This is a genomic window from Streptomyces sp. NPDC033229 (genome assembly GCF_055576875.1).
The window spans coordinates 1-11,635 of the sequence record NZ_JBVIQR010000070.1 but is presented as its reverse complement, the minus strand read 5'-3'; the positions used below and the strand labels follow the sequence as shown (position 1 = coordinate 11,635).

The 11,635-nt window shown below is 66.9% G+C and carries 8 protein-coding genes and 1 pseudogene; 3 read left to right on the top strand and 6 right to left on the bottom strand.

The window, feature by feature from the left end; all coding sequences use genetic code 11:
- Window positions 1-1,524: 1,524 nt before the first annotated feature.
- From ACZ53N_RS33455 to ACZ53N_RS33440, 4 genes are all read right to left on the bottom strand, one after another.
- Window positions 1,525-1,764, bottom strand: coding sequence for a hypothetical protein (locus ACZ53N_RS33455; RefSeq protein WP_469144563.1), 240 nt, complete (start codon window positions 1,762-1,764; stop codon window positions 1,525-1,527).
- 381 nt (window positions 1,765-2,145) lie between these two features.
- On the bottom strand, window positions 2,146-2,805 hold the full coding sequence (locus tag ACZ53N_RS33450; RefSeq protein WP_469144562.1) for an HAD-IA family hydrolase: 660 nt from the start codon (window positions 2,803-2,805) through the stop codon (window positions 2,146-2,148).
- Window positions 2,802-3,272 (bottom strand): hypothetical protein, encoded by a 471-nt coding sequence (locus ACZ53N_RS33445; protein ID WP_469144561.1) that lies wholly within the window; start codon window positions 3,270-3,272, stop codon window positions 2,802-2,804. Before ACZ53N_RS33445 ends, ACZ53N_RS33450 begins: the two co-directional genes overlap by 4 nt.
- Window positions 3,273-3,297: 25 nt before the next feature.
- Entirely contained in the window at window positions 3,298-3,717 is a 420-nt protein-coding gene (locus tag ACZ53N_RS33440; RefSeq protein WP_469144560.1) for a hypothetical protein, read from the bottom strand.
- On the opposite strand from ACZ53N_RS33440, the pseudogene ACZ53N_RS33435 reads away from it, so the two are divergent.
- The 3 genes and pseudogenes from ACZ53N_RS33435 to ACZ53N_RS33425 all read left to right on the top strand — a co-directional run bounded on the left by ACZ53N_RS33435 (window position 3,709) and on the right by ACZ53N_RS33425 (window position 8,525).
- Window positions 3,709-4,871: pseudogene (locus tag ACZ53N_RS33435) on the top strand (IS110 family RNA-guided transposase). The gene ACZ53N_RS33440 and the pseudogene ACZ53N_RS33435 sit on opposite strands and share 9 nt — an antisense overlap.
- A 1,888-nt stretch (window positions 4,872-6,759) precedes the next feature.
- On the top strand, window positions 6,760-7,422 hold the full coding sequence (locus ACZ53N_RS33430) for a ParA family protein (protein WP_469144559.1): 663 nt from the start codon (window positions 6,760-6,762) through the stop codon (window positions 7,420-7,422).
- Window positions 7,422-8,525 carry a ParB/RepB/Spo0J family partition protein gene (locus tag ACZ53N_RS33425; RefSeq protein WP_469144558.1) on the top strand — a complete coding sequence of 368 codons (1,104 nt, stop codon included), beginning with the start codon at window positions 7,422-7,424 and terminating at the stop codon, window positions 8,523-8,525. The genes ACZ53N_RS33430 and ACZ53N_RS33425 overlap by 1 nt, the downstream gene beginning before the upstream one ends.
- A gap of 1,260 nt (window positions 8,526-9,785) precedes the next feature.
- Here the strand turns inward: ACZ53N_RS33425 and ACZ53N_RS33420 are convergent.
- Together ACZ53N_RS33420 and ACZ53N_RS33415 are read right to left on the bottom strand one after the other, a co-directional pair.
- Window positions 9,786-10,175: a transposase gene (locus tag ACZ53N_RS33420; RefSeq protein ID WP_469144557.1), complete on the bottom strand. Its 390-nt coding sequence runs from the start codon at window positions 10,173-10,175 to the stop codon at window positions 9,786-9,788.
- Entirely contained in the window at window positions 10,100-10,315 is a 216-nt protein-coding gene (locus ACZ53N_RS33415; protein WP_469144571.1) for a helix-turn-helix domain-containing protein, read from the bottom strand. The genes ACZ53N_RS33420 and ACZ53N_RS33415 overlap by 76 nt, the downstream gene beginning before the upstream one ends.
- Window positions 10,316-11,635 lie beyond the last annotated feature (1,320 nt).

The window sequence follows — 11,635 nt, the reverse complement described above, 5'->3', positions numbered from 1 at the left end:
CTGGACCGAGAGAACGACGGTACGTCCGCGTGAAGGCGCGGATGTCCGCAGCGGTGAGAGACCGAGTGAAGCGGCGATCGATGAAGCGTAAGCATCATGGCGCCGAGGATCGCCCAGCCGACCGTCGGTGATGCAGCAAGACAGGTGGCCCGTGCAAGCGGTTGGCTGTCCATCCGTCCAACAGCATGAAGCGGGGACCGAGGGGGTGTTAGAGCGGATGCTGTGCCACCTGCCTGAGCGTCTAGAGGCCAGAGCGCTGGACCGAGAGAACGACGGTACGTCCGCGTGAAGGCGCGGATGTCCGCAGCGGTGAGAGACCGAGTGAAGCGGCGATCGATGAAGCGTAAGCATCAATGCAAGGGTGCATGCCTGTACGCATGACGTGACGGCAGGTCGCATGAAGATCCGCAATACAGACGGAGACACTGACTGTTCCGATGAATGCCTCTACGAGTGCCTGACCGTGAGAGGCAACGTCAGATTGCTCCGTCAAAGGTAGGCGTGGATGGAGAAGCGGGTGTCAGTCCGCGCGACAGCCTAACCGGTAGCCCGCACGACTGAGGGCCATAGCGTGCGGTGAATCATCTGAGCGAGCGAAGGAGCCATAGCCAGTAGGAGACGGCGAAGGAGTGGAAGAGCCTGGGATCGAGGGGGTGTATGACTAGGTGAGTAAGTGTCATAAAGAAAGGACAGATGAGAGCTATAGAGAGAGAGTGGAAGCGCGCATTAACGAGAATGCGGGTGAGAGATGAACCGAAGAGGGGAGGGCTAGAGGGAGAGAGCGCACGAACGCAGGAGTGGGTGAAAGAGCGTGTGATGACACGCATTGGCGAAAGCATTGGTATTAGCGTTAACAACCGCACTTGAGTAGGAGATACCGACTGAGGTGAAGGACGTTGAAGTGAACATCTTAAAGATCGACTCTGTGCATGCCCGAGTGCATGCATTAGCGCATGGTGGATCGCAAGATAGATTGAGAGTTTGTGAAAACGATGAAACTCCAGTTCACAGCACGCCCGCCGTTTTCGCTCTCAGACCGGCAGGCCGAACCGGACGCTGGTTGTACGACCAGAGCGCTTCCATCAGGATGCACAAACCGTTGTCAGACGATGGAGGTCCAGGAAGACGGCTGGGGGTTCCGAACACCGATGTGCTGCACATCGGCTGGAGCGCGAGAATCAATGTCCTGAGCGATGACCGCAGGACGATCCTCGGGTTCGACGCCGAGCTCATCGCATACGGTCTCGTCGACGGTGCTCCCGGGCGCCCCGGGCAGTCTGGGGTCCCAGCACGCGCCGCGCGGACCCGGCACAGGGCCACCACCGCGGTCGCCACAGCCTGACAGCGTCGCTGCGCGCGGGCAGCCTCGGTCGGCTTCGGCCATCAGCGGGGACGACGCCGGGCTCAAACGCACGCCGGCTCAGCACGCGCATCGCAGCCGTCTGCCGCTCCACCGCCTCCGCAGGAGGAGACGGATGCGGCGGGGGACCCGGCTGGAAGGTGCGGTAGTCGCGGGTGGTGACTTCAAAGTGGGCTCACGGGCTCACGGGATGACTCTTTCAGCAGCACATCCCGCCGATCGATCGCCCACGCCATCCGCGCGATCTGCGCAAGCAGCGCCGGGATCTTCCGGCACAGCGCCCAGAACGACGTGTCCTCGAACGCCGACCGCAGCTCCGCACGCTTCTGCCGAGGCTCCACCGGTTCCGGCATCGGTGGCCTGTTCAGTGTCCGGGCCTGTTTACCGCCTGATGAGTCTTCCACCTTCCGTTCTCCTCCCCTTGGTAAGGGGCGCCCGGTTGAAGGCGCCCGGTGCCTAACCGTTTTGACGTCGGATGGTCACGGCCTGGGGGTGGCCTACTTCGGCGACGGCGATCCCGCAATGGTCCATAGCGCCCCCTGGTCGGACTTGCCAGCGCGCAGCTTCGCAGCGGTACCGCGCCTTTCCTTTGGCCAGGGACCCATCAGGTTTGCGGTCGGGCGCTCGGCCAGGGCGATGGTCACCGCGCCGGTGGCGGTGGCCAGGTCCAGGATGCGCCGGCCGGGAAGGGCGGAGGCGAACCGCGCGCAGTAGTCGACCAGTTCCGCCGGATGGCCGGGACGGCCGTGGCGCGTCGACTCGACGCCCGTGACGGGGGCGACGATTTACTGCCGGTGGGGGATGAGCTGTCGCAGCCGGGAGACGGTGAGGGCCGGGTCGGTTGCATGGATGGTGGTAATACCAAGCTGCTGGGCGGGTGCGAGGTTGGCTGGGTTGTCGTCGACGAAGATGCACTCGGGCCCCGGAAGCCCGAGCAGGGCCAGGATCAGTTCGTAGATCTCCGGCTCCGGTTTGCGCAGCCGGTGCTGCTCGGAGAAGACGATGACGTCGTGGGCGGTCTCCAGGGCCCACGGCTCGTAGGGGTTGTGCGGGCTCAGGCCCATGGAGTTGGACAGGATCGCCGTGCGTATCTCTGTGGCGCGGATCGCCGCGGCCGCGGCGATGACGGTCTCCTCCGGGCGCAGAGTCGCCAGGGCCCGGCCCATGAGGTTCGTGCCGTCGATGCCGAGCAGCGCGGCGATTGAGGCGTTCCACTTCTCTTGGGAGATGTCGCCGCGTTCCAGCTGTGCGTAGAGCCGGCGTCCGGTGGGGTGCAGGGCGACGGCGTGGAGGTAGGCGTCGTCCGGTAGGCCGATTTCGCGTGCGAAGTGGCGGGCGGTTTCGTCCATCGGCATGGTGAGCACCCCGCCGAAGTCGAAGATCACAGCGGCATAGCGGTTCTGGTGGGCGGGCTTTTGCGAGCCGTTGGTGAAGGAAGGGGTCATGAGGCGCTCCTGTCGAGGGGGCGTTCGAAGATGACGCGGCGGTCGGCGTCGAGGGCGACCCCCCGGCGCGGGAGCGCCCCGGCACACAGCGGCCATAGCAGAGCGAGGCCGTTCGCGGTGCGGAATCGGAATCCGAGGGGCTGCGAGGGCAGTGCGGCCGAGGGAGGGATGCCGTCGGGCAGCAGGACGCCCAGGGGTACGGAGGCCTTGCATGCGTCCGCGACCGCGCGGATGAGGACGCCGAGGTCGGCGGAGCGCGGGTCGTGAAGGATGAGGGTGGCGACCCGCCCGTCACTGGGCAGGGCCGCCTGGGGGATGGTGGTGGTGAGGACGGCGGCGTCGCTGTAAGACACTGGCCCGCTCTCCTGACGCGGGGAGGGGATGGCGGGAGCCGGGCGGACCGTGCCTGCCGTCCCGTCCACCTCGATGACCATGCCGTCGGGGATCTGGTCCCGCGCTTCGGGCACGTTGGTAACGCACGGGATGCCGAGTTCACGCGCGATGATCGCGGTATGCGACAGCGGCGCCGGTGCTCGACACCACGCCGGCCGACCCTCGCAGAAGAGCAGTAGCGGCTTCGGGGCCGAGGGCACCGCAGATCACAACGGCACCCTCCGGCGGGATACCGGGCGCAGGGTGGAAGGCTGGACCGGTCGCGATGCCGGCAACCGCCGCCAGGCCCGACCAGCCGCCAGCCGGGGGCTTGGGATGCGCCGCCTCGTGGATCGGCTGGGTCAGCGGGCGGGCCTGCAGAACCACCGGCTCCTCGTCGGTGACGGCCCATTCCATGTCGATCTGCTCCAGGCCGAGCGCCCGGGCCGCGCGGACGGTGAGGTCCAGCAGCTCATCGCGCTCACGCGGAGCGAGGACCGGCACGTCCGCCCATTCGGCGGGGGCGCGCAGGTGCAGCACCCCGGAGGCCGAGCCAGCGACCTTCGCGCGGGCCGGAGCGCGCCCGACGGCCGGCACGGCCTGCCCAACACCGAGCCCAAGCTCCGCGAGGTCTTCGGCAAGCTCCAGGCCAAGCACGGCACCGTGCTGCTGGTCGTCGACCAGCCCGCTTCCATCGGTGCCCTGCCACTGGCTGTCGCCCGGGACATGGGCTGCAAGGTCGCCTATCTGCCGGGACTGACGATGCGGCGGATCGCCGACCTCTACCCCGGCGAAGCCAAGACCGACGCCTGCGACGCGTTCGTCATCGCCGACGCTGCCCGCTCGATGCCCCACACACTCCGGGCCGTCGAGCTTGCGGAGGAGGCGGTCGCAGGGCTGGAGATGATCGTGGGCTTCGACGACGACCTGGCGGGCGAAGCCACCCGCATCAGTAACCGGCTCCGCGGCCTGCTGACGCAGATCCACCCGTCGCTGGAACGGGTGCTGGGGCCGCGAGTGCAGCACCCAGCAGTGCTCAGGCTGCTGAACCAGTTCGGTTCCCCGGCTCAGATCCGCAAGGCCGGCGCCGGCGGCTGGTGAATCTGATCCGGCCGAAGGCCCCGCGCATGGCCGAGCGCCTGGTCGAGGACATCTTCACCGCGCTGGACGAGCAAACAGTGACCGTCCCCGGCACGGACGCGGCCGCACTGATCGTCCCGAGCCTCGCCGGCTCGCTCCAGGCCGTGCTCGACCAGCGCAAACTCCTCGCCGCGAGGATCGAGAAACTGCTGGAGGCACACCCTCTTTCCAAGGTCCTGACGTCCATGCCGGGGATCGGCGTCAGGACCGGAGCCAGCAACCTCATCGAACTCGGCGACGCCAGCAGCTTCCCCAGCGCCGCCCACCTCGCCGCCTACGCCGGCCTCGCCCCGGCAACCCGCAGCTCGGGATCCTCGATCCGCGGCGAACAACCCTCCCGGAGAGGAAGCAAGCAGCTCAAACGGGCCTTCTTCCTCTCCGCGTTCGCCGCCCTGGCCGACCCGGTCTCCCGGGCCTACTACGACAAGAAGATCAAGCAGGGCAAGCACCACACCCAAGCCCTCCCCTGCCTCGCGAGACGACGGGCCGACGTGCTCTTCGCGATGCTCCGCGACGGCACCTTCTACGACCCACAGCCCACCCCTACGGGTTGACGAAACCCATAGATGCACCCCCCGGCACCTCGCCGCCCTCCGCGCCCTGTACGACCACAGCAACCCCGAGGCCAGCGTCCTGGCGGCCATCGCCGACACCATCGGCACTATCACCGTTTCGCTCACCGAAGTCGGCCAGCCTGGCAGCGAGTCCGCCGTTGAGCTCCTGGACGAGGCGCAGGCATACGCCCAGGACAGCACCGGCGAGCGCATCTACCGCGCGCTGGAAAAGCTCACGCCGCTCCTGGTCTGCAAGGAGTGCGGTCAGCAGAAAGACGACGTGAAGGTCATGTCGGCTCCGTTCACCGAGGCCCTGGGCCCCGACTGACCGGGCATTGCGCCAGCCAGGCGGTAGTCGGACCTCTCATCAGCGTCTCCAACGGTGCCTCTCAGGTACGGTGACACCCCCCAGGTCATCCGTTCGGCAGAGTGGAACAGTCATGCCGGGCCCGGAGGCCAGCGGCCCTCTTTCAGGGCCGCGAAGAGGATTACGGGGGAGCAGAAAGCGCCGACCGTACACGGAAGGTCGGCTTTCGCTGTCACCGGTGTCGGTGGTGTGGGTGGCGGCTGGCCTGAATCCGGGCTTGAGGAGCCGAGGTTGGTGACAGGGACAATCTGAACGGCGAGGTTCTACTGATCACCAAATCGGAGTGAGTAGGTACTGGAGGACCTGGGTGCTGTCGTCGGCGGTTCGGTCAAGTGGCGGCATGGAGGCGAGCCAAGTGCGCCCCCGTCGGGTCCAGATGGTTCGCGGCCCGGCGCGTCGGCCGCCGATGGCGTCGGCCTCGGTGGAGTCTCCGCCCGAACCAGCCGGTGATCAGGTCGGTTCCACAGCGCTCGGCGGCCAGGGCGAAGATCCGGGTCCGGTTTCCGGATGCTCCGAGATGGCCTAGCCGTCGTGGTACTTCATCAGTCTGTGCTTCAACGGCCGTCTGTGTGCGGGGCAGGCCGTTGGTGCCCACGCCGACTCGCATCCAGCGGAGCGCAGATGCGCGAGCTCATCGAGCACGTGACGGGGGAAGGGAGGAAGAGCGGGTAGCGTTGCTGGTATTCGTCGTGCAGGGCATCGAAGCTCTCGTGGAAGGACCTCGGCGAAGAACTGTCCTTTGGGTTTGAGGCGTGGAGGTGCTGGCCCAGTACCGTGCCTGCTCCAGAGCGGCGCGCCAGAGGGGTTCGGCGGTGGGATCTGCTCCATGCGGCGAAGTGGATGTCGGCGGCGGATCAGGCGGAGAGTTGGTCGGGCAGCGGCTGGAGTTCGGTGTACCCGGCGAGGAGGGCGTTGGCGCTGGGGGGGGGGGTGTGCCTGTGAGCATGGAAGGTGGCGCGGCCGAGGTCGTGGCCGGGTGGGCAGGGCGGCGTTTCCGCAGTCGATGAGGATCGCGGTGCCGTCGAGATGGATCAGCGTGTTCGGCGGGGAGGGGGCGCCGTGGACGAGGCAGGTCCGGCTCCAGACGTGCTGGGTGAACGGGAGCAGCTGTCGAGGAGGCCGGTGAGGTAGGGGACGGGGTGGGTGGCGACGCTGTGGTCAAGTCGCAGGCGGTGTGCGTGGGGTTGGTAGAGGGTTTCCCAGCGGCGGGTAGCCAAATTCTCACCGATCATGGGCTCATGCCATCGCACGCTCCGTGCTTGCCGGGGACCGTACTCGGACGGTACCCCCCGCCAGGCTCGGCAGCCGAGAGGGTTGCTGAGCGCTGGCGATCCGAGGTCGCTATGCTCCCCGGGCTTGGCACTCGTCACTCGTGGTGGTTTACCGCGGTAAACCACCACGACTCCAGATCGGTTCCGATCAGTCGAATCACGAATGTCCTGGTCAAAGCGGAAGCTTGACTTCTGGCATGATGCCCTCTGCCCGAAGTACCGGATCTATCGGGAAGCAAACGGAGCATCCATGCCAGCAAGTGTTTACGTCGTATCCATCGACCCCCAGGCATCGACTGTCTGGTGGGCGAACCGCATCACCGACCTGCCGTTCGACTTCTCCCAGGAGCACGAGTCTCCGGAGAACCTGCAGGTCCTTAAGGACGCCGGCGCGCGAGTTCATGTCGTCGCCAACCAGAAGGGCGGGGTCGGGAAGACCACCACGACCCTCAACCTGGGCGCCGTCGTCGCGGATGTACTCAAAACCAGCAATAAGGGCTTGCAGCACGTCTTCATCGACACCCCCGGCAGCCTTCAGGACGAGAACCTTCTCCTGGAGGCTCTGAAGTTCGCGCACGATGTCATCGTGCCCATGCCTCCGGAGGGGCTCGCCTTCGACCCCACGGCCCGCACGATCCAGAAGGTCATCGTGCCGACTGGGCTCCCCTTCAAGGTTGTTGTCAACAACTGGGATCCGCGGGATGGCACAGCCGACTTGGTGGACACCCAGGAGTACATCGACGCACAGGGCTGGCCTCGCGCGCAGACCGTCATTCGCAGGTACAAGGTCCACACGCGTGCGTCCGTCGAGGGACGCGTGGTGACGCAGTACCCGAAGAACCGTGTTGCCATGGAGGCTCGCGAGGACTTCTTCCGCCTCGCCCTCGAAATGGGATATGGGGGGCGCGCCTGATGGCCGGACGCCGCACCAGCCTCGCCTCGCTCGCTGGCCAGAAGGTCGATGCGGTCCCGGGCCAGAGCGATCCGTTGCTGCTGACTCTTCCGCTCGACAAACTCGTGCCGACCCGCTTCAACCCGCGACGCCACTTCGGCACGGAGGAAGAGCTCAAAGAATTTGGGCTGAAGCTGAAGCACCGCCAGCTGCAGCCCGCCGTGGTGGTCTCCAGGGCCGCGTACCTCAAGCTGTGGCCGGACGAAGAACCTCACCTCGGCTCCGCGTCCTTCGTGATCGCCAACGGCGAGCGCCGGTACCGCGCGTCTCAAGCCTCCGGTCAGACGACCCTCAACGTCGTACACAACGAGGACGTCGCCCAGAACCGGGCGGAGTTCCTCGATGCCGTTCTTGCTGAGAACAACGACCGCGAGGACCTGGATCCAATCGAGCGGGCAATCGGTATCGAGACCATGGTCGTGGAGCTCGGAGGCGCAGACAAGGTCGCCGAGCACTACGACAAGACCAAGGGCTGGGTGAGCCAGCAGCGCAGCCTCCTGAAGCTGACTGATGAGCTCCAGGCGTTGGTCTCCTGTGGCGACATGCCGGTACGTGTTGCTCGGAAGATCGCTGGGCTGCCATCCTCCGAGCAGCAAGCTGCCTGGGAGACCGAGCAGCAACAGCGTCTGGCGGCGCGGAACGCCCCTCGGGCGAAGAGAGCCCCCCGGAAGGCCACACCGACGCCCCGGTTTACCGCGGTAAACCAGACGCCAGGGCAAGGGACACCGTCTGAGCCAGCCGCAGATCAGGAAACCGACTCCCGCTCGCAAACGTCACTGCCAGCACAAACGGCAGCAGCCCAGGACACCACCGCAGGCGGGCAGCAATCGGCTGTTCCGCTGCCATCGGCCAACACCCACGACAGCAATGAGGCGGCCCGTACAGCGTCGGAAGTCTCCCGGCCGCAGCCCATCGTGATCCCGCCTGGCACTCCGGTAGACGTGGCAGACGCACTGGCCGCTCAGCTCTCGCCTGACGTTTTGGCCGCAGTGGCGGAACTACTCCTGGACCGGTTGGGCACTGAGCACAGCGATACCGCAACACCGGCAGCAGCATCCGTGTAACTGATCCTCAAACATCGATGCCCCGGCTCCTACTACCAGCGGAGCCGGGGCATCGGCGTGAGCGGGGCCCAGGCAGGTGAGCTGGGCGGTGACGTCGGTAACGCGGCGGGTGAACTGGTCGAAGACGCTAGCAGGCAATCAGCCCTCATATTCGACGGGTCACCAGGACCGAGATGGCTCTGGCGGCCGGGCGGGTGGGGTCAGTGGGACGCCCGGGGCGGGCTCGGACTTGTGGGGCTGTCACGGTGTGCGCTCAGCGCTGGCTCGGCGAGGACCCGGAGTGCCGTACGGCTCGCCGATCGGGCTGCAGGCGCTGCACACCACGGCGTACTTGCGGCGGCTGGCGCAGCTGGAGTCGGGGGCGCGGGGCTTGCCGGAGGTGAGTGAACTCGGTTCGGTCCGGCTGGAGCGGGGCGATTTCACGCTGATGCGGGCCCTGGGTTTCGTCTTCTGTTCGGGATCGGGGAGAGGCAGCTGGTGGGCCGCAGTCGCGGGAGCGGCGTTGCAGGCGGGGCGGTATCGGCGGCTCGGTGTGGAGGAGCGTGGTCTCGGGGAGGGCCTGAGCTGTCCGGCGGCGGCTGCGCGGGCGGCAAGGATAATGTTGTCCCGTCCCGTTGCATCGAACTCTGAGTGCGTGTCGCCGAGGTTTGAGTGACCAGTGGGTGGCTCGCGCGTGGGGCGTCAGCCCAGGCGGGCTACGAACCCGCCATGGGCGGCCCCGGAGCCGAGCATGTGGGCCCAATCGCCCAATCGGGTACCTCGGGCAGTTTGTCGAGTGACAGGACAACCAGGCCACCGGCTCGTTCGGCGTCCGCGCACCAGTCGCCCATATTGCCTGGCTCGCTGCCCCCGGTCGGCCGTGCCGATCACCGGGGCCGCGAGGGCAAGGACGATGAGCCCAACATCGCCGGTCCCGTCCACGGCTCACAGAGTGAGTTTGGGAACGATGCTCCATCCCTCACACCGGGGCACCGCTCCGTCAAGCGGGGCCAGAACTGGTAGAAAGTCATGGACTGGGGCACCGGCTACTGACTTTGTAGCGGTGGTGTCGTGAGGGTGAGGCCGGTCTCAGCAAGGCATCCGTCGATGATGTCGCTGCGGTACTGGATCTTGCGGAGGCCGTGACGCAGGGTGCCTATCGGGTGGTCTGGGCCGATGAAGGCGGTATTGGCCTGGCTGGAGCGCCGCAGGAGGGAGGGACCAGTTGCTTTCGGCGGGGTTGAGGTCGGGTGCACAGGGCGGCACGTGGAAGACGGTGATTCAGTCGTGGCTGTCGGTGAAGTCCCGTAACCGGGCGTCCTTGTGCACGTTGAGGTTGTCCCAGACGGGCACAAGCGGACTTCCTCGCTGCTTGTGCGCCACGATGAGCAGGTCGCGGTAGCCGGTCCGGGTGAAGCTGCGGCGTCCGCCGCGTTGGTGGTCGATGTGGCGTCTGGGCCGGTAGATGAGCCGGGAGCGCTCACCGGGCTTGTAACAGGCCAGAGCGGCGACCGGGAACCGGCGCTGGGAGCGGCCGCGTACCCGGATCACCGGGGTGCGCCCGCGCCGGGCCCAGGTGCGGGTGACCGGCGGCGTCATCGAGAACCCGGCCTCGGCCTCGAACACGAGGAAGGCCCAGAGCGCCGCCGCGATGCTTCCACCAGCGGCCACGTCTCCTTCACCCAGCCCGCCACGGCCTCGTCGTCACGCTCGAGTGCCCGCCGGGCGGGCACCTGGTGGCCCCAGCCGTGCCGGTGCAGCATCTGCGCGATTCCGGACAAGGTGAAACTCCTGTGGAACCGCCGCCCGATCAGGGCCCTGATCCCCGACAGGGCCCAGGCCTGGTCCGGCCAGCCATACGCGACCGCCCCCCTTGCCGAGCTCCTGCTCCAGGACCGTGAACAGCTCGTCGCTCACCTTGGGCAAGGAAGCGGTGCGTTCGAGCGCAGGGCATCCCGCCCGCCGGCGTCGTGTGCCTTGCGCCACCGCTGGACCGAACGCACGCACGGCACTGGTCTGCCCTGCGGCGAACATCTCTGCCGCTTCCAGACGGATCCGTTCTCGGAACTCCCTCCGTTCAACCGTCAGTCCACCGCCCTGCGAATATCTCATGCACCCGGCACACCGCGACGATCAAGAACCGTCAGCCCCTACGACACCACCGCTACAAAGTTAGTAACAGGAGCAGGGTAGCCCCCGAACGAACAGGGTGTTCTCAGGGCCCAGGAGCATTGGGCCACTTTGACAGGCCGGAGTGGCTGGAGTGGTGCCGGGGCTGAGAGAACGCCGCCACTTCGAGGCCCCGGCCCGCTCCGGGCGCTGCCTCGACGACGTGCCGACGGCGCAGCCGGGCAGGACGATCAAACTTCGGTAACACGTGTGCTCGGGCTTTCGATGACAAAGGACACAAATATCTGCAATACGGCATTCGGCCCAGGTCGCCTGAAAAGCAGCCTGCAGAATGGGCCCGCCCGCGGCCGTTCGCAGGTCGCCGGAGTGGTTGGGCCTTCACGCGACTGACAGGCCGGGAGAAAGCCGCCCACGGCCTTTCGCTAACTTGGCGGGCTCCGCTTCGTGAGTCGGGCGGCTCTGGGGGGTGGGCGCAGCCTTGCGTTCCTGGTGCCGCGTGGCGCCGCAGGTTCTGCGAGGACGCGCAGGGTGTGCGGTTCGCCGGTGGGGCCGACTGATGAAGAGGCGGTCTAGAAGAGGTGGCTATTCCCCTACATGGGCCGCCGCGTTGGGATCTGGAGACCTCTACGGATGACGGACCATTTCAGGATGAGCGTTGCTTTACCCGGACGCAGTCGCGTGATCAGATCTCCTCGTCGTGATCAGGCGGCCCTGGGGAGGCCGCGGGGGAGGGGAGTGCCTTCATGCGTACTACTGCGGAAGGGACGGCGCAGCCGTGCCCGGAATGTGGGGCGGCAGTCCGCGGGGACAGCCGGTTCACTATCTGGTGCGCCGCCTGCGACTGGAACGTGGACCCGCAAGGACAGCAAGAGGCCCAGGGACGGCTGGAAAGAGCGCAGCGTGTCTTAGGCACTGTTTCTCGGATCTCCTGACGTAGGTGGGGTGTTGGCGTCAGGCTGGTGGTATGGGCCGTGGGGATTTAACGAATGCAGAGTGGGATC

Bases quoted from the DNA above. Each gene is read 5' to 3' on its own strand.
- ACZ53N_RS33450 (WP_469144562.1), bottom strand. From the start codon at position 2,805: ATGACCCCTTCCTTCACCAACGGCTCGCAAAAGCCCGCCCACCAGAAC.
- ACZ53N_RS33430 (WP_469144559.1), top strand. From the start codon at position 6,760: ATGCCAGCAAGTGTTTACGTCGTATCCATCGACCCCCAGGCATCGACT.
- ACZ53N_RS33425 (WP_469144558.1), top strand. From the start codon at position 7,422: ATGGCCGGACGCCGCACCAGCCTCGCCTCGCTCGCTGGCCAGAAGGTC.